The sequence below is a fragment of the Pseudoalteromonas phenolica genome (genome assembly GCF_005886345.1).
Classification (GTDB): Bacteria; Pseudomonadota; Gammaproteobacteria; order Enterobacterales; family Alteromonadaceae; genus Pseudoalteromonas; species Pseudoalteromonas phenolica_A.
The window spans coordinates 328156-347185 of sequence record NZ_PNEC01000021.1; the positions used below are offsets into that span (position 1 = coordinate 328156).

General features: G+C 38.1%; 18 protein-coding genes. 11 read left to right on the plus strand and 7 right to left on the minus strand.

The annotated features are described in order from the left end of the window. Positions 1–123: 123 nt before the first annotated feature. Positions 124–933, plus strand: coding sequence for a transporter substrate-binding domain-containing protein (locus CWB72_RS11130; protein WP_138631397.1), 810 nt, complete (start codon positions 124–126; stop codon positions 931–933). A gap of 302 nt (positions 934–1235) precedes the next feature. Here CWB72_RS11130 and CWB72_RS11135 read toward each other — a convergent pair whose 3' ends face one another. After that, on the minus strand, positions 1236–3731 hold the full coding sequence (locus CWB72_RS11135; protein ID WP_138631399.1) for a S8 family serine peptidase: 2496 nt from the start codon (positions 3729–3731) through the stop codon (positions 1236–1238). A 368-nt stretch (positions 3732–4099) separates the two neighbouring features. Between CWB72_RS11135 and CWB72_RS11140 the strand changes: the two genes are divergently transcribed. Genes CWB72_RS11140 through CWB72_RS11160 form a run of 5 tightly spaced genes read left to right on the plus strand, consistent with a single transcriptional unit; the run spans position 4100 to position 7688 of the window. Further along, on the plus strand, positions 4100–4591 hold the full coding sequence (locus CWB72_RS11140; RefSeq protein ID WP_138631401.1) for a curlin subunit CsgB: 492 nt from the start codon (positions 4100–4102) through the stop codon (positions 4589–4591). Between the two features lie 13 nt (positions 4592–4604). Beyond that, positions 4605–6056: a curlin gene (locus CWB72_RS11145; RefSeq protein WP_138568144.1), complete on the plus strand. Its 1452-nt coding sequence runs from the start codon at positions 4605–4607 to the stop codon at positions 6054–6056. A 42-nt stretch (positions 6057–6098) separates the two neighbouring features. Next, positions 6099–6479, plus strand: a complete 381-nt coding sequence (locus CWB72_RS11150; RefSeq protein ID WP_130254361.1) for a CsgE family curli-type amyloid fiber assembly protein — start codon at positions 6099–6101, stop codon at positions 6477–6479. Between the two features lie 2 nt (positions 6480–6481). After that, positions 6482–6916 (plus strand): curli assembly protein CsgF, encoded by a 435-nt coding sequence (locus CWB72_RS11155; protein ID WP_240700916.1) that lies wholly within the window; start codon positions 6482–6484, stop codon positions 6914–6916. A gap of 1 nt (position 6917) precedes the next feature. Beyond that, positions 6918–7688 (plus strand): CsgG/HfaB family protein, encoded by a 771-nt coding sequence (locus CWB72_RS11160; RefSeq protein ID WP_138568145.1) that lies wholly within the window; start codon positions 6918–6920, stop codon positions 7686–7688. Positions 7689–7760: 72 nt separating this feature from the next. Here CWB72_RS11160 and CWB72_RS11165 read toward each other — a convergent pair whose 3' ends face one another. The 3 genes from CWB72_RS11165 to CWB72_RS11175 all read right to left on the minus strand — a co-directional run bounded on the left by CWB72_RS11165 (position 7761) and on the right by CWB72_RS11175 (position 10522). Continuing rightward, positions 7761–8465: a helix-turn-helix transcriptional regulator gene (locus CWB72_RS11165; RefSeq protein ID WP_138631403.1), complete on the minus strand. Its 705-nt coding sequence runs from the start codon at positions 8463–8465 to the stop codon at positions 7761–7763. Positions 8466–9203: 738 nt separating this feature from the next. Continuing rightward, positions 9204–9812: a glutathione S-transferase family protein gene (locus CWB72_RS11170; protein ID WP_138631405.1), complete on the minus strand. Its 609-nt coding sequence runs from the start codon at positions 9810–9812 to the stop codon at positions 9204–9206. A 35-nt stretch (positions 9813–9847) separates the two neighbouring features. Next, the gene (locus CWB72_RS11175) at positions 9848–10522 is read right to left on the minus strand and encodes a type 1 glutamine amidotransferase domain-containing protein (protein WP_130256963.1); all 675 of its coding nucleotides are present in this window, start codon (positions 10520–10522) and stop codon (positions 9848–9850) included. A gap of 200 nt (positions 10523–10722) precedes the next feature. On the opposite strand from CWB72_RS11175, the gene CWB72_RS11180 reads away from it, so the two are divergent. After that, positions 10723–11598, plus strand: coding sequence for a LysR family transcriptional regulator (locus tag CWB72_RS11180; protein WP_138631407.1), 876 nt, complete (start codon positions 10723–10725; stop codon positions 11596–11598). A 63-nt stretch (positions 11599–11661) separates the two neighbouring features. After that, positions 11662–12378, plus strand: coding sequence for a penicillin-insensitive murein endopeptidase (locus tag CWB72_RS11185; RefSeq protein ID WP_138631409.1), 717 nt, complete (start codon positions 11662–11664; stop codon positions 12376–12378). A gap of 42 nt (positions 12379–12420) precedes the next feature. On the opposite strand, the gene CWB72_RS11190 is transcribed toward CWB72_RS11185, so the two are convergent. Then, complete coding sequence (locus CWB72_RS11190) at positions 12421–13707, minus strand: peroxidase, FMP-type (protein WP_138631411.1); 1287 nt, start codon at positions 13705–13707, stop codon at positions 12421–12423. Positions 13708–14277: 570 nt separating this feature from the next. On the opposite strand from CWB72_RS11190, the gene CWB72_RS11195 reads away from it, so the two are divergent. The 3 genes from CWB72_RS11195 (at position 14278) to CWB72_RS11205 (ending at position 17560) form a co-directional block, all read left to right on the plus strand. Next, a complete protein-coding gene (locus CWB72_RS11195) occupies positions 14278–14772 on the plus strand; it encodes a hypothetical protein (protein ID WP_138631413.1) in 495 nt (164 codons plus the stop codon). Between the two features lie 231 nt (positions 14773–15003). Further along, on the plus strand, positions 15004–15759 hold the full coding sequence (locus tag CWB72_RS11200) for a hypothetical protein (RefSeq protein WP_138631415.1): 756 nt from the start codon (positions 15004–15006) through the stop codon (positions 15757–15759). Between the two features lie 349 nt (positions 15760–16108). Continuing rightward, a complete protein-coding gene (locus tag CWB72_RS11205; RefSeq protein ID WP_171037280.1) occupies positions 16109–17560 on the plus strand; it encodes an amidase family protein in 1452 nt (483 codons plus the stop codon). A 117-nt stretch (positions 17561–17677) separates the two neighbouring features. On the opposite strand, the gene CWB72_RS11210 is transcribed toward CWB72_RS11205, so the two are convergent. Both CWB72_RS11210 and CWB72_RS11215 read right to left on the minus strand, forming a co-directional pair. After that, positions 17678–18475, minus strand: coding sequence for a serine hydrolase domain-containing protein (locus CWB72_RS11210; protein WP_171037281.1), 798 nt, complete (start codon positions 18473–18475; stop codon positions 17678–17680). Next, on the minus strand, positions 18378–18791 hold the full coding sequence (locus tag CWB72_RS11215) for a serine hydrolase (RefSeq protein WP_138631421.1): 414 nt from the start codon (positions 18789–18791) through the stop codon (positions 18378–18380). The genes CWB72_RS11210 and CWB72_RS11215 overlap by 98 nt, the downstream gene beginning before the upstream one ends. Between the last annotated feature and the right edge of the window lie 239 nt (positions 18792–19030).

The following is a 19030-nucleotide window of genomic DNA, read 5'->3' on the forward strand; positions in this document are numbered from 1 at the left end:
AATTACATCAGTTAATCTGTTATTGACTATAATGAAATAAGTTAACGCCTAGTGGTATTTATGAAGCCTCTTTTTTCACTGTGTATACTTTTGTTGTCATCATTTATTTCGCAGGCTCAAACTGTGACATTATTAAGTGATGATCCAAAAGACTTAGAGCTTTTTTACACAACTGGTAATCACGATATTGCCAGTGATTCATATCGCCTGTTATTAAAAAATCTACCTGATATTAAAGTTGAGCTAGAAATAGCCCCGACAGCACGCATCGATGCGCTATTGAAAGAAGACAGAACCATGTGTGCGGTGAATCGCATAAAAACACCCGAGCGCGAATTATATAATATCTATTCTTACCCCGTTCATCTATACCCTAGCCACAGACTGTATTATTTTAATAATAAAACCCCTTTAACTGATGATCTTTTAACAGAAGAGCATGATTTAATAAGCATTCAGAAGCTCATTACAAAATACCCAAATGCAACGATTGGCATTGAATCTGGCCGTTCATATGGTAAAGCATTAGATAAACAACTGAGTAAAATCAAAGAAAAAAATATACTCAGACGCGCAGGCAGTGACGCTTATCAATCAATGATTGCATTATTCCAGCGCCAGCGTGTTGATCTCCTGATCACATATCCAACTGTATTTAAAGAATATGCGACTGGGCAAAACGATAACATTGGGTCAGTTTCTATTGCAAAACACCCCCTGTTTATTGCCGGCCATATTGCCTGCAGTAACACTGCCTATTCCCAAGAAATCATTAAGCAAATTAACCGTGCTTTGCTCGATTTATACCATTCGGATGAATATCTTTCTATGCACTTACATCACGTTCCAAATACAGAGCAAAGCTTGTTAACTCGCAGGATCAGTGACTTATTTTTGAAGTACAAACTACTCAGTAAATCTGATTTCAAATAATATAACGTCGTGCCAACAAAAAGCTGCTCATTCATTATTTGTGCGATTAAAACTACTATGGTTAATGATTCTTATCTGTATGAATTTGTCAAATACGAACAATGGTGAGTAATTGGCTTCAGCTACCACTTTTTAAACATGCCAACAGTTTAGTATGTGGCATCTCATATTTGATTGAAGCTCTGAGGTGGGTCGATGTCTTATTATAATTCTGTCAAGATTACTTACGGCTTGTGCTGCTGAACAAAGCGTATGAAAAAGCCAGAATCAACTGGCTTTGACTTACATTAAATGAGTGCTGCTTAGAAGTTAACGGTTACTTCATTAGAACATGCCGTTGATGTATCACACACTTTATAAACAAATTGTGTGCCAGCAACACGACGTTCTCTATCACGATAGATCCCCGTATTTTCTACTGTCGCTATTTTTTCACCGTTTCGGTAAATATCGACCATTTCAGATGAACTGCCTTGATAAGCGATATCAACTCGTAATTTTCCTAAACGCGATTTATAAGCTCGTTTCACTTCAAGTTCAATATTTACATCCGTTACAGTGACAGTCATAGTTTTAGTATCACTCAATCCTTCTGAGTCTGTTGCCGTCAGTGTCACAGTATAAGTACCTGCATTAGCATACGTATGTGTTGGGTTTTGCTCCGTTGATGAATTAGCATCTCCAAAATCCCAACTCCAGCTTACGATGTCATTGTTTGCATCGGTACTTGTGTCAGTAAAGTTGACCTCTAAATCGTTAATCTCTGCTTCAAAATCAGCGTTTGGTGCAACTGGACCTACTTCGCCTAAAGCTAAAAATGACACAGACCAATTATTAAGATCACCAGTATCAGCCGCGTATGTATCAACAATTTTTAATGTCCAATCACCTAAAGTAGATTCGCCATTAAATGCTGAAGAAGAGAAACTTTGATCAATATCATCGTTGCTGCCACCTGCTTGGTTGTGCAATGTGGCAGTTGTACCTGCTGGTGAGGTTAAAGTAACAACTAAGTCACCAATATAAGAGTGCGTAATGTTCAAATATGTCTCTGAGTCGAATATAGTTAGATCATCTTGAACATTAATGACTGACGATATACCTTCAGGTGAATCATCAGGAATAGCCACTGGCGTGTCATTGGTGTAAGTAAATTCATTCAACCCTTGAGGATTAACATATAAACCTAATGTTTGAGATTTGAGAAGATCACCGCTTGTTGCAGTTACTTCAAACTCATAAGCACCCCATTGAGTGTCAGCAAATGTAGGCACGTTTACTTGGAAGCTCTCTCCAGGACTGACAGTCTCTTTAGAAAGTGATGCTCCATCTAGGTTGCCAGTAAGCGTTAACGAAACAACGCCATCCCAATCCGCGATTGAACCTACTTCAAATGTATAAGTCGCGGTATCACCGGCTGTTAAAGTTACATTAGTAGGCGCCACTGATAATTTAAATCCAGGTGTGGGATCTGCGTCTAATAACGCATTATGAACATTCAGACGTTTGCCAGAAACTGTTTTACCAGACAAAGCAGCGTTATCATCACCACTGTTCATTAAAAGTGATTTAAGTTCAACAGCTGTTAGCTCTGAATTTACTGATAATACTAATGCAGCTGCACCTGCAACATGAGGAGTCGCCATTGATGTACCAGAGAAAGAGTCATATCCACCACCTGGCACCGTAGACAAAATCGCTGACCCCGGTGCACCCATATCAACTGTTGTCAGGCCCCATTGCGAGAAGCCAGACATTGTATCGTTAGATGTTGTACTGGCTACTGCTAAAATGCTTTCATGATCATAGCCTGATGGGTATGAGTCATTTACATCGTTATCCACAGCGCTATTACCTGCAGCAGCAACAAATAAGATATCCGCTTGCTCTGATGCAGTAATGGCATCCGCTAATGCTTGGCTGTAACCACCGCCACCCCAGCTGTTATTCAGAACACGAAGGTTTACACCACTGTTTTTCAGATCAACCATGTAATCGATACATTCAATGGCATCAGATGTAGAACCAGAGCCCGATGCACTCAAGAACTTACAACCTGCAATTGCCACATCATGGTTAACACCAACAACACCCAAGCCATTATTACCTGAAGCACCAATCGTACCAGCTACGTGTGTGCCGTGACCATTGTCATCCATTGGATCACCTGAGCCAGAAATGGCATCAATACCATAAACATCATCAATATAGCCATTGCCGTCATTATCAATACCATCATCTGCTATTTCACCTGGGTTTACCCATGCATTTGCAATAAGATCTGGGTGTGTATAGTCAACACCCGTATCAATAACACCTACAACAATGCCTCGATCACCTGTAGAAATATCCCATGCTTCTGGCGCATCGATATCTGCATCATCAACGCCGCCAGTTTGTCCTGTATTGTGTAAGCCCCATAACTCAGAAAAGCTTGTATCGTCGGGCATCACATTTGCTTGCACAATATAGTCTGGCTCTGCATATAAGACAGCAGAATTGTTTCGGATCTTAGACAATGCATCTTTGACAGACATTTTGTCTAACTCAAATTTAGCCATTCGACCGTCTAGGATATTGCTGTATTTATCATCAACTTCGTCATTGTTCTTATCAGAGATCTTAGCTAAAACTAAGTTTCTAACTGCTCGGCGGTTAGATAATGTCGAATCTTTTTTATAGACAACAATCACAGAATCGTCTTTGTAAGCATCTTTGTTTGATGCGCTTATTTCAACAGAAGCGTTTGCAAGAGCAGGAATAAACGCTAAAGACAGCGCAGAAAGTTTAAATTTCATTTATGAATCCATATTTATCATGGCCAAAATTTTGACCCGTTTAATAGACCCTTTGTTTAATGACTAACAAATTTTTTCAATTGGAATTAAGCAACATCTATACTATAAACAGATTCAAATTCACCAATCTAGCGACGAAACATAAAACACAACTTTTTTTGTATGAATTTTTTCATAAAGAACTAAAACCATAATTATTTAGCATTCGGAACCAACCAAAAACCACCCTTTCTCATTAATTAAAGAAGCAAATATAAAAGCAAGACAATGATATTAATTGATTTTTTCAAATACAAAAAATAGGTGATATTTATAATTGTTCTAAGATATTAAAGTTTTATCTGAATTTTAGTACTTGATAAAAAGATATGACTACTGACAAAAAAAACCGTCTTATTAAACTTAAAAAGCAATTCAACTGCAGTTTGTTCATTGCCCCTCTTTTGCTTACTAAGACATTTGCTTGTCATGCTGATGATCTTGTTTCTGGTACTGATTTACAAAACTCTCCTTTGTCATTAAGTCTAGCAACTAGCTTAGTCGTCACAATGAACAATACTGTTCAACACTTAGCTATAAATCAATACGGAATTAATAACCAAGTAATTGTTAACCAAACGGCGGATATGGTTAACGGCGTCAAGATTACTCAAAATGGCACACATAACCTGGCTAACGTTACTCAATCGGGTGCTAATAATACAGTTAACCTCTTGCAACAAGGTTACGGTAATTTAGTTGACGTTTTCCAAGAAGGTGATGCTAATACCGTCAACGTAACACAGACAGGTGAGCAAACTTTTGTTGTTCATCAAATTGGTAACGAAATGCTAGTAAATATAACCCAATATAAAAACTAGAACGGAGAATACAGTGAAATTACAGAAATCAATTATCACAGCAGCTGTACTTTTAGCTCTCGGCGCAAGCAACTATGCCATTGCAGCCGATAAAGACACTAAAGGTGAAGCAAAACCTATCAATACCCAACTAATGGCAAATGCAGCTGGCAACGTGATCGAATTGTCTCAAACATCTGATTCATCAGCTGTACTTGGTAATGAAGCCTTGCTATCACAAGAAGGTGATTTAAACGGTATCAGTGCAACCGTCAACGGTGAGAATAATATCACTGAAGTTGCTCAAATTGGAGCAAACAATATCGCTATCACTACTTCTTTAGGTCAATCGAATACTCAAATAATCAGTCAAGATGGTTCAAATAATATCTCGCAGAGCACTGTTGAGGGGACTGAGAATACAATTACTTTAACACAGTCAGGTGAAGGGTATTTGGGTTTTGGTAATGAATCTATTAATTCTGTGAACGGTAACGATAACAGCATTACTGTTGAACAAGGTGAAGGCGGTCATTGGTCTTATAATACAAACCTAAATGGTAGCGGCAATACTGTCGAAACATCACAAAATGGTCAATGGAATGAAATATATTTAGACAACATTATTGGCGATGACAATACTATCGAAGTTGAGCAAGATGGGTATTGGAACACTACTCGAGTGACCGCACTGCAAGGTAGCTCAAACGAGTTAGACTTTGTTCAAAATGGTGATCGCAACAGTATTTCGATTGAAGACGTTAGCGGTGACCAAAACGACATAGAAATTGATCAAGACGGCAATAGTAACGCGGCTGTGTCTAATATCTTTATTGGTTCTGACAATGAAGTATCTGTTAACCAAACTGGTGACGAAAACAGTGCTACATTTGATGTTATTGGCGAAGACAATGACTTTAATACAACTCAAGCAGGTATGTTAAACTCTGCATATGTAGGTGGATTAGGTGAGTCTAATTCATTCTCGATTTTCCAAGCTGGTGATTCAAATGAAGGTCATATTGTCAACTTTAACGGCGATAATAACGATATCGACATCATTCAGTCAGGTGACGAGAATGTTGCAATCGCACAAGCCTCGGTAGATAACAACGCGTTAACTGCCGATAACAACGATATTAATGTTACTCAATCAGGTAGCATGAATGACACTGTCATCAATTTGAGCACAACTTTTGATACAAATGATAATATCATCAATGTCAATCAAGATGGTGATTTGAACGCCCTAGATATTTTGGTCGAAGGTAATAATCACTCTATCGATATCGCTCAAATAGGCGATGATAACATAGTGACTGGCAGCAATGGCGAAGCTATGTTAATTGAAGGTTCTGACATTTCTTTAAGTATTAGTCAAACCGGTTTAGGTAATATCGTTGAAGGATCTATCACTAATGCTTCTGGCAGTGTGTCAATTACTCAAGTTGGTGATTGGAATAGCGCAACCATAACGCAAAAATAAAACTGTAATGTAATTAAGGGGAGTCCACTCCCCTTTTTGTGTATGCTGTATAAATTATTTCTATTAATACTTTTAAATCTGCCATTTTCGCTACTTTGTAGTGAAGTTGAAATTGGTGGAATACTTTTAGACAACACAAGAAGTCGTCAAGGCCACGAATTCTTCACTGCATTTAGTCAATTATGGCGAGATGTACCAAATACAAATGGACATATCGTTGTTATCAATGAAATCGTAATTCCTCGTTCTGGAACTCGGCTAACCGTTAATTTAAATAATAAGAAGATTTATGTGACCCATTTGGGCAGACGACAAACACCTGTAAAGCCTCGCGTAGAACAATCCGTTTTAATTCTGATAGAGGCCTTAGCACAATCACAATTAGATCAAAACAATCCCGACTTAGCAACAAATGGATGGTAGTAATGAATAAAGTCAATATCACCACTTTCGTAGCACTGATGCTATTACAAACAATATCAATTAATACCCAAGCATCTGAACTTGTTTACAAACCGCTAAACCCAAGTTTTGGTGGTAACCCTATGAATGGTAGCTTTCTTTTGGGCAAAGCAAATGCACAAAATAAGCATAAAGCGCCAGTCGCAAATAAATCATATGCTGAAAAATTTCAGGAATCACTTGAACGCGCTTACATCAGTAAAATGGTGAGAGAAATAACTGATATGGCATTTGGAGAAGACGCTGACAGTAATTTTTTTGGAGAAGACTCTATTTTTAGTAGTGGTGATTATGAGATATTGGTGTTAACAAGTAATAGCGATGCCATAACGGTTCAAATTACCAATACGATTACTGGTGAAGTCACCGTTATTGAGGTACCAAGGTACGGTGGCTAGCATGAATTTTAGAATAACAATCCTATTATTAATGCTTTTGATGATATCTGCATGTAGTAGCATTGAACGTCTCATCCCACCAAGTATTAATACGGCAATAAAAATAGAAGAATCTGAAACTTTTAAAGAGCTTAAAGCATTACCTAAACCGATAGGCGCCATTCCTGTTTCAGTATACGCATTTAGAGACCAAACCGGACAGTATAAGCCACAAGCAAATATTAGTTCATTCTCAACCGCGGTCACTCAAGGAGCAACATCAATCTTGATGCAAGCTTTGAGCGACTCAGATTGGTTTTTACCCGTTGAGAGAGAGGGTCTTCAAAACATATTAACTGAGCGAAAGATAACACGGGCTTCAAATAAAAATAACGCTCAAGCTGAATTACCCCCTTTAACAACCGCGAAGATTATTTTAGAGGGCGGTATTATTAGTTATGATTCAAATATCAAAACGGGTGGATTTGGTGCCGAATATTTCGGTATTGGCTCCTCTGAGCTTTACAGAGAAGATGTCATATCTGTGTATATGCGTGCGATTGATGTTAGAACAGGGCAAGTTCTGGTTTCTGTTTCAACAAGTAAGACTGTACTAAGTACAGAAGCTCGAGCCGGTTTTTTTCGCTATGTTAGTTTTAAGCGTTTAGCCGAGGCTGAAGCAGGCTATACAAGCAATGAACCCATGCATATCTGCGTTAAACAAGCATTAGAAAAGGCAATCACAGAGCTGGTAAAAAAAGGGTTACAAAAGCGTGTATGGAAAGCTCAATAGGCTAAACTATTTTAGACAAGCGATGTGAGTAAGAGAATTATAAAGTAGCACGGTAGGTGCTACTTTCTGTCATCAGTTTAATGTTGGATCTATGTGCTTAGTTGATTGTAACGACCAAGTAATCAACTCTATTCGATTTCTTGAGTTAGTTTTTCTAAAAATACTATAAATATGTGTTTTTACTGTGTTAGTGCTGATATTAAGTTGATCAGCAATTTCATGATTTTTCGACCCTTTGGTAACTAAATCAATAATAGTGTTTTCACGTTTTGTCAATGTTGGGAAAATAACCTTATCAGTTAATTTATCAAGCGTTGATATACTGGATTTGTTTTTCTTTAGCAAATAAGAAAACGCTTGATTCATTGATGAGCGTTTAAACCAGCGTTCGTTATTTTTAACTTCATTTAACCCTTTCAATATAATGTCTGACCTATCTGATAAATAAAAGATACCCTGAAAGCCAGATAGTAATAGCTGCCTCTCGCATAACTGCTCGTTATGTACGTTAAATAAAACAACTTTATTATGTTTGGCTAATTGTAAAATATTATTTGGAATTGCCTCACTCCAATCGCAATGAAACAGGTCGATAAAATATATATCATAATACTCATTTAACTGTTGTTCGGAGTGTCTACTTTGTAATGTTATGTTAAGTGAACACACTTTCATTAAACTTACAAAACTATCTAAAGCAACTTTGTGTGAGTTGTTTTGGATAGTGTCATTCGAAGTAAGTACCTTTGCATTCATAGATGCTAATTTAGAGTTCATAAATTTCCTTTTCAACCCCTTTACTTAAAGTTAACTTTTAAGACACAAATGTAACCATTAAATTATTTTGTGTCTATACTTTGATACAAGCTATTGTTTGATTGTTATAAAATAGGGCTTTTGCTTATTTAGAATGGTTTTTTAGAATTTAATTAAAACAAAAATTATGCATGTAGTACATGCTATTTGAAAGAGTTGCTTTTCTAATTTAAAGCATTGTGATGTATATAAAATTCAATGTTTAAAGAGAAACCTTATCATAAATTTTGGATACAAAGCGGACAATGTTTATTATAATAAACATTAGTATTATTTGAGTGTTTTTTAATTCAAGTGTAAACGCAGTGTTAAAAACACCTCTAAAGTTAACAAAATATTTGAGTCTTATAAACACGCTCTGTCTAGGGCATATCACTAATATTTGACTTTCATTTTTACAAAAATAATCTTTTTCAACATCCTCATGAGGATTATTTGAAGAACAAGATAAAAAGTACCTTAGAGATAAGCCTAAATTTTGAGCATAGATGCTTATTATGCCTCTGTGAATTTAAAGTCCATCATAAATAAAGCAACGAAGAATAGTCCAAAGCATCCCCCTTAGCTTTAAGAAAAATAATTCTAAATATTAAATATGAAAATCATTTTTGCCTCAAAAAGAGATGCATAAAACAACTAGGATAAGAACGTACGAAACAAACAAGTCAACGCACGTTTAAAAAATTAACTGACTGCGATTTAACCGAATGAACGCGCTTTCAAATACGCTTCACGACTCTGTACATTAGCCAGATAACGGGCAATATTTTCACGGCCTTGTAGCAAGTTTAGGCTACCTGCAATTTCAAGTGTAATGGTCATCATAATGTCGGCCACTGAGAACTCATCGCCAGCAAAGTAGGTTTGCTGAGCTAGTACAGAATCTATATATGAGAAATCTAGATTTAATTCTTTCGCAATATACCCGTCCATCGGGTTAGTGCCACTGCGCTCTTCCATTTGCATCAGTAAGCTTGTGATCACAGGTAAGCCCAAAGAGCCTTCTGCAAAGTGCGACCATTCAACATATTGATAGTAGGCCTTGCTGCCTTTTTTTGGACGTAAACGCTGCTCTGTGTCTTGGTCAAGAATGTACTCCATAATTGCACCTGATTCACAGATCACTATGTCATTGTGCTCAATGATCGGCGCTTTATTTAATGGATGTACTTTGCCAAGACTTGCTGGCGCTAAACGCGTAGCCGCATCGCGTTCATGTTTCTCAACTTCATATGGCATACCTAATTCTTCTAATAGCCATAATACGCGGGTTGAACGCGATTGATTGAGATGATGTACTTTAATCATAAATCATTCCTTATTTAATAGATGTTGTTAGACCATTACTCAGCTAACAATTTCACCAAAAATTCACCTACCGCATGGGCACTTGCTGGGTTTTGACCTGTCACTAAACGGTCGTCTTGAATCACAAATTCATTCCAAGGTTGTACCTTGCTATATTGAGCCGCTTTTCGCGTTAACGCTTCTTCTAGTAAGAAAGGAATATCATTGATGGTGCCAAAGTCGACTTCTTCTTCTCGGGTGAATGCAGTGACTTCTTTGTCCGCAATTAACAATTCGCCATTGCTGAGTGTAATTGGCAATAATGCAGCCGGACCGTGACACACTGCCGCAATGATCCCGCCCGCTTCATAATGCTTGGCTGCCATTGCTGCGACTTCTTCGTTGCTTGCTAAATCTGACAGTAAACCAAAGCCACCTGGGTAGAAAATAGCATCGTAATCGTCTACGTTAACCTGAGAAACAGGCACGGTATTGTTGATCTGCGTTTGGAATGACGCGTCACCTAATACCTTATTATTCACCTCGTCCCCCTCAATGTCGGTGCCATACAGTGGCGCTTTACCGCCTTGAATAGAGACAATATCGAATCCAATGTTTTGCGCATTTAATACATCAACAACATGTGTCAGCTCTGGTGCATAGGTACCATTAGCTTGATCTGTACTACCTAGTGTTGCGTGATTAGTGACTGGAATAAGTACTTTTTTCATGATGATTACCTTAACTCAGTGTTGTCATAAAGTTGCTTGATGCCTTTGTGCAAACTGCTAAAAAGACATTAAGGACACTGTATATTGTTTCCCAAAAAATGACAATTAGCTAATTCAGTGAAACTCTTTTGCTATTTAGCAATAATAGATACACTCTTAAAATTATATGTTAGTACGCAAAAAAAGAGAGATAGGTCTATATGGACAGTTTTGAAGGCATTTTTGAATTTGTGGCTGTTGCTGAAAGCAGTGGCTTTTCGGCGGCTGCAAAAAAGTTAAACTGCTCCACCAGCCATGTCAGCCGACAAGTTTCTCGCTTAGAAGAACGCTTAGGCTCACGTCTTTTAGCACGTACCACACGCCAAATTAGCCTGACTGAAAATGGCGAATTTTACTACCAACAGTGCAAGCAACTCGTCACTGGTTTACAACAAGCCAACGAACAATTAAGCCAGCAGCAATATCAGTTATCTGGCACGCTCAGAGTCAGTGCGGCAGGTGGCTTTGCCGAAAGTTATATCGCCCCTGCTCTGATGGAATTTGCCAAACAGCACCCCGAGCTCAGTATTGAAATAGATTTCAATTCTCGACTGGTTAATTTTGTTGAAGATGGTATCGACTTTGCCATTCGCTATGGCGAATTGAATGATTCAAACCTCATCGCTCGTAAATTAATCAGCCGCTCTATGATGGTGGTTGCCAGCCCTGAGTACCTAAAAAACTATGGCATGCCAAACCACCCCAACCAACTAAAAAGCCATCGCTGTATTATCGCTAATAACGACCAATGGGCGTTTCATATCGACGGAACTAAACAAAGTGTTAAGGTCACAGGTAACTGGCGCAGCAATAACGCCAACGTGGTGCTCGAAGCCTGCGAACAAGGTCTTGGTATCGCCTATATGCCTGAAAGTACCTTCGCAGAATCAATCGAACAGAAAAAGCTGGTACCGCTTTTAGACTCATATTGCATTAAAGGCGCAACCAGCTGGGTTGTTTATCAAAACAAGCAATTTATGCCACTCAGGGCACGCCTAGCCATAGACTTTTTACTAGAGCGGTTTGCAAAGTGGTAAATTAAAGATGCATTCAGATTAGGTGTTTAAACTATTGGTAAGTCTTCAAACAACTACATACAAATGGATTTATACACTCTCTTTTTACTTGCTTTGCATAAACTCAGAACGCTGTCAGTGTACGCTATTTTTCTCTTGAGCACCTTTTCGTCTTTGGCCAGTTCAAGCACTTGCTATGGCACGACATCAAACGGAAGTTTGCAAAACGGTGTTCAGCTACCAAAGGAAGGCAATAACTTTGTTGGTTATAGTGAAATAGCAAGATTAGCTGGGCGCACATACGTGCATTCAAAAGTCAAAGATATCATCCTTGATGCTTATTCTCGTTTAGAAAAGTCAGAACCTGATAAAGTATTCAAGTATGCCGAAACAGGTTTTGTTGATGGTGGAAAGTTTCGACCTCATAAAACACATCAAAATGGTTTATCTGTAGATTTCATGACACCTGTATTAAATGAGAATGGTGAATCAGTCCATCTTCCTACCCACCCTTTTAACAAATTCGGTTATAACATTGAGTTTGATAGTGTAGGTCAATTTGATGAATATCAAATTGATTATGACGCGCTTTCAGCACATCTAGCTACATTGCACAAATCTTCAAAAAAACATGGCGTGGATTTATGGCGAGTTATTTTTGATCCAAAACTACAACCCAATTTATTTAAAACCAAATATGGAGATTACCTTAAAACACATATACAGTTTTCAAAGAAGCGCTCATGGGTAAGGCATGATGAGCACTATCATGTGGATTTTGCAGTGCCTTGTGATGCATAAAAGCCTAGATTTGCTTATCTAGGCTCATCAACTTCTCGAATTTTAACCTTTAGAATGATTCATCTTATTATATTGGGATGAAGCTTTAAGCACTGGCGTTTTATCAGATTGCTCGTCAACTTTGATTGGCGGCAGCCTGTCTTCTTCAGGAATATCTTCTAAACGACGCAACGTATTCACCTGAATATGTGGCCATAGTGTTGTGCCACCACTTGAGCCAAACATAAACTCAAAATCAACAATTTGCTCATACTGCAGTTGTTGGATTACCTTCGGATATCCATTACGATCCAATTCATCCAGCTCAATTTCTTCAAGCCACATTCGATGACGCATTCTAGCAACACGGCAAAAACGTTGGATCATAACATTGTTAATCGTACCGCCCTGCTCACCTGTATCATGTTGTGAATCTAATTCAATTTTCGCAAACTTTCTAAACTTTAGTCCTTTATTTGCGTCGCTTAATTTTAGGTTTGGTTGCACTGTGTAAGGAAATTGGGCCCCAAATTGATTGTAATTAAAAATCCTCTGAAAATAAGCTCTAGCACTATTAACACCGCCACCTTCTTGCTCTTCTCGAGGTAATTCAGTCCAAGGCGGTTTCTCAAGTGAACCTTCGACCAAATCTTTTTGCGGATCTATTCCCATTGTCGGTGAAATCGCTAAGTATTGCTGCTCCCATAGATCAGCGATATGCGGCGCTCTTATTTCCGTATAAGGCTTTTTTGGTTGCTTGGTCTCAGTGATGTTACCCGTGATATGTATAGTTGTACCATGTGGAATAACACCAGAACGTGAAATAGAGTGTGGTGGCACAAACTGTGGACCCAACTCTCCAGCCCCCATTACTGGCTCGGCATCATCTTCTTTAACCGAGGCTTCTGTCGATGTGTGCTTAAACATGGTTGGCGGGTTTTGATATGGGCTATCGGCTTTCCAAGGCATTTGATTATCACCCAGCCACAAATACATCCCATTTTCAAAATGTTGCAAATTATCTTCATTGTCAATGATAGCTGTTTCGTACTTTAATGCTGCATTAAACTGCTCGTTTGAGCCCGCTCTATTTCGAACCGGTTCATTCACTTGGGTGAATTTTAGTTCTTCTCTATATTCTTGAGACTTAAAATGAAACACCCCAAAAATGGTTTCAGCCGATGTACCTGGTGACGGCATACAGGTGGTATGTAAGCCTCTAGGCCCATCTTTCCAATTTACCCAAGTACCTGTAAGCTCGGATAAAATACCAAACTGAGGTAATGCGGGTTGCCCCTCTTCCCACTCTAGGTAGGGTTTTACTGATGAAACTTGTGGTTCCTTACTCATAGTAACTCTCCTTAACACATTCTTCCTATGAATGCCTCATTGATTAAACTGCTACAAAGTTAGCTTTCAAGCCAAACAATTCGCCCTTGAGTTTGGTGTTGAAATCGCGTGTTGATTAATGAGCTTTCGCTCACACAATCTATGTGACTCAATTAAAATGGCCCACTCCTGTTAACAATTCAATTACATTAGCTTACACGGTAGACTCTCTTGACTCTTTTTAGATCAAGAAAATATGAAGGAGAATAAATTATAAAAAGCGCTTGAACAGCGCCTACAAATAAGAGAGTCAAATGCTTAACCACTAAAACCAATACCTTTTACCATTCACAACACGCCTTGACATAAGCCTTTTATTGCAGTGGTTTGCTAAGTGATCGCTATAAAATGAGTGAAGGGAAATTAATAGCGTAAACGTACCCGGAGTATTGACAATATCAAAAAGAAAAAGTTAATAACGGAGCTCTAATATATATTGGCTTGCAGAGCACGTTGAAAACTCTTGCATATAGATATTCAATTCATATAGCTTCACAAAGAAGCCTATAAAGGAAATTATAAAAAACAGTTATGTCTTATTCGCTTTTTATTACTCGAAGGTTTTTAGCTAATAATGCCTCTCCTATTTCACAACAAGAATGGGCATCAATTGTAACTAATATGCCCGACATGGTGTGTGCCTCGAAGCTCAAAGCACGCAATCACGATAACGATACAATTGAAATAGACCTCAATGACTACATTCGTTGGGGTAATAACGATAATGCCTTTTACATTAGGCTGCTTAACGGTGAATTAGAAGTTTCGAACCCTAGCGATAAGGCCATATTGAAAATGCATTTGCTTGCAAGAGCACTTCAAGCAGAAGTGAGAGGGGAAGATGATGAACTCTATGAGGTTCCGCAAGAAATTATTGAGCTATCAAATGAGTATCGCAAAGAGAAAAGAGAATCCAGCTTGATATATCAAATAAACCAACTTGCTGAGCAGTATTCGACATTTGTTGTATTGTGTTTAATCAGTGTGATATTTCTCGTTGTTATTTTATTTCACATAAGCCGTTAATTTGCGACCAAGCCATTTTGCAGCCATCAACTGTGACTATGCACAAACAAGTTCTTTGGCAAAAATGTGGGCTTAATACTTAGTTTAACTAACAATTCTCAATCAAATTACTCGCAAAGAGCTATAAGGGTGACTAATGATTATTTTCATTAACCCTTATGTTAACTTACACGCTAAATAAAGCTCAAAAACATATCTATTTAATTAAAACAACAAATACATAGGTGTAATTTGAATAAGTTAATCGTGGCAATTTTTTGGTTAATTTCACTCTTCGTAGTGTTTTGTCTAGGTAAAAATGCAGGATCTAATAAAGCTTATCTAGAAAGCTCAATATCTCTGGACAGCAATACTGCAGCCAACACAGATAAAACTGACGAGCCTTTTCTTGTCGATACTGCACTCTCCGATACTGGCAGTCAGCAAGTAGCATCTACTTCTCACGCTGAGTCGAGTCACTTAGATGCTCACATACAAACAATTCAGCAAGAAAAACAAGCGCTAATTAATGAATTAAACAAAGTAAGACAACAACTAACCTTGGCTGAAACTAAATTACAAGCTCTCGATAAGTCGATAGAAAACCCTGACACAACGGAAATTGTCAGCAAGGATGAAGTAAAAACGCATTTATCATCCCCTTTTGATGCGGCTCTTTTACATTCCCATAAATTAATGCACAAACAATTTAAAAAGCTACACGAAGAGCCTCGTGATGAATCGTGGTCAATAATTACCGAACAGCATATTTCTGATTTTTTTATCACTCATGATTTAGCTGGCCAAGTGCTGTTAGATGCAGTTACATGTAAGCAAACCCTCTGTGAAATTAGGGGTTTTGAGTTAGAAGAAAAAGCATGGGAAACCGTTATGTCAGATATGATGGCTCAACCTTGGTGGACTTTTAAAAACTCACATTCAACAACACAAAATAATGCAGAGCATGGCACTTTCTTTTATGCCTTGGTTTCTAAAGCCGTGTTGTGACCTACACACAGTTCAACGCTCTCAAAAAGAAATAACTAAAACTTTTAATTTGTTTTGATCTTTTTTATAGAGATATACGTTTAATTGTGTGAAGGGTCGAAACGGTGTTGCATTCACCAATAACTAGTCCTTGCATTTAGTAAACCCCTTCACCATTCGCAGAAATTAAGCGCACTACCCTACAGTGCGCTTTTTCTGTTTCTAGCCTCCAGTATTCTTTCTCTATAACCGTAAAACTTTCTAAACCGTGTTTATTTCATAGCCTCAAATCAGACAAGCCTCTAAATTTATTGACAGGCCCAAGAAGACACCAGATAGTATCTCAGATACACCCATGAGATATAAAACGATGATAAAAAAAGTACTCACACCACTATTATTGTGCGCTTCAGCCTTTGCTGTAGCGCAGCAACAACAATTTGATGAACTAACCATCAACCAGTTACATGAAGGAGTTGCTAAGGGCGAGTTTACCTTTAAAGAGGTTACCCAATACTACTTAAATAATATAAAAAAACAGAACCCTACACTAAATGCGGTTATCTCAATAAACCCAAATGCCTTAAAAGAAGCAGCCATCAAAGACAGCGAATATAAGATAGACCAAAAGGGCATTTTATATGGCGTACCCGTTCTTCTTAAAGACAACATAGATACCAATTTTTTACCAACGACTGCTGGTAGTGTCGCCTTAAAAAACCATGTTCCTAAAAATAATGCCCCTATTGTTGAAAAGCTTCTGTCTGAAGGCGCAATTATTTTGGGTAAAGCAAATCTCAGTGAGCTGGCCAACTTTAAATCAACCACCAGCGTCAGCGGGTATAGTGCCATTGGCGGGCAAACTAAGAACCCTTATGACCTAAATATCACCCCATGTGGCTCTAGCTCTGGTTCAGCTGTTGCCGTTTCAAGTAACTTAACGTTAATCAGTCTCGGTACCGAAACCGACGGTTCAATTCATTGTCCAAGCGCTATGAATGGTGTTGTCGGTTTCAAACCCAGCATTCATCATATTTCTCAACAAGGTATAGTGCCAATTGCACACTCTCAAGACACAGCAGGACCCATTGCGAGAACTGTGGAAGACGTGCAGCTAACTTATAACGCAATCAGTAAAGTGCCATTTAGCAAACCTAAGCCAGGCCTTAAAAATAAAAGAATCGGTGTTATCCCTCTGCTTAACCGCTTTAATGAGCGTCACCAAAATGAATTTAATCAGACTTTACTAGAACTTAAAAATGCAGGCGCAATCATTGTGGATGATATTAAGTTAAAACATCTTGATAAGGTATTTCCTGCTGAATTTGATGTTTTACTGTATGAATTTAACCAAGGCATGACAGCATATTTATCGTCTACAGGTAATAATGTGTCGGTCAAATCTTTACAAGCGCTTACTGAATTCAATAAAGCTCTGGGAGACAACAAACAAGCTTTGTTACTTTCAGCTGTACAAGCGACTGATAAAGAAAAATATCAAAATGCATTAAACATCATAGATAAATATGCAAGGCAACAATTAGATGGCTTATTTAAGTTACATCATCTCGATGCCATAATTGCACCAACCACAGGCCCAGCATGGCCTATTGATCCCATTCGGGGAGATAAGTTCAGTGGCAGTAGTTCAACACTCGCTGCTGTGACTGGCTCACCCAGTATCACAATTCCAATAGGGATGAGAAATCACCTGCCTTTTGCCGTAAGTATCATTGGTAACCTCAATAGCGATGCAAAAGTATTAGCAATATCGCAAGCCATTGAGCAGTTGACCAAAGGACGCGTGCCACCGAAGTTATAAACTCTAGACAGATTTGAAAAAATCCAAAGTTAAATCTGACACTTTTAAAATGTGTTAGGTTTAACTTTAAAATAAATAACCTAAGTAGAGAGCTAAATGGCGGTTTAAAATGACCGTCTAATTTATTAGTGGTGTAATCACCAGCTCATCTAACTTTGCCATTAACTGTTCAGGAAAATCATCAATATTATTACTTCCTATAAAGACAAAGCCGTCTAACTCTGGATAATAATTAAACACAGCAAAAGAGTAACCATTAGAACCATTATGTGTAATGCGTTTATCACCTCTACTGTTACTATCGATCGCCCAGCCATAGCCATAATGAGAGGTCTGAGCATCATTCTCATGAATATGTTTACTCGTTATCAATTGCCATGATTTGGCACTGATTAACTTGCCTTCACGAAGCGCCAAATACCACTTAAACATATCATTAGTATTGGACATAAATGAACCAGCGCCTTCCATTGCCCATCGTGGACCTGGCTTTTTATAGTAATGCGCTAAAGAGTGATCTACTGAGCGGGTTTTTGGTGTGATAGAAAACATTCTCTGTATGAAGTTCGCATCTCGACCATAGTTTATGGCCAAGCTATTTGGCTGATAACTCACACCTCTAAAGCCCGTGTTTTCAAGTCCTGCAGGCAGAAGTAAAGTGGTTCGAATATACTTCTCCCATTCATCGCCTGTTACTTTTTCTATAATAGCGCCCAATAAATTATAACCAATGTTCGAATAACGATATTGTTCGCCCGGCGAAGTATTTAATTTAGAGGTCAAAGCTTGCTTTATCATGTCGCTTTTTGTTACCTCATCATATAGATAATGCTCTAGGTTTTGCGACAGGCCTGAAGTATGCGTGAGTAAGTGATGGACTGTAATATATTTTTTTGTCTTCAGGTACTTGTTCAAAGAACACTTCCAGTGAGCTATCCAACTGCAATTTATTTTGCTCTGCCAATTGTGTGATTGCTGTACCTACAAACTGTTTCGTAATGGAGCCAATATCAAAAACAATGTCATGGGAAAATAAACGTTTATCTTCTCTGTTTGCATAGCCGTACTGATCTCTAAAAACAATCTCTCCATTTTGAGCTGCTATGATCACACCACTAAATTCGGTATTACCAACTTCTGTCTGCCACTGTGTCAAAGTGTCTACTTTGTTCTCACTTGCAAATCCTGCACTTGACAGCAATAAACCAAACATTGCAATTCGTAATTTCATTTCATTCACCACTTCAAATTAATCTCACGCTACGTGATACGTAAGCTGCTTCTAACATTGTTAAATCAACTTTCGCACCAGAAATTAATCAATTGATTTTATTAGCCTTAATTTTATTTGGCCTGATTAACTAAGCGATATTTTACGAAATCGAAAAATGATTTTTCGAAACTGGGAGCACCCGCTTAAATGCTATTGGTAGGCTTTAAAAATAAAAAAAGGCTAACATCTGTTAGCCT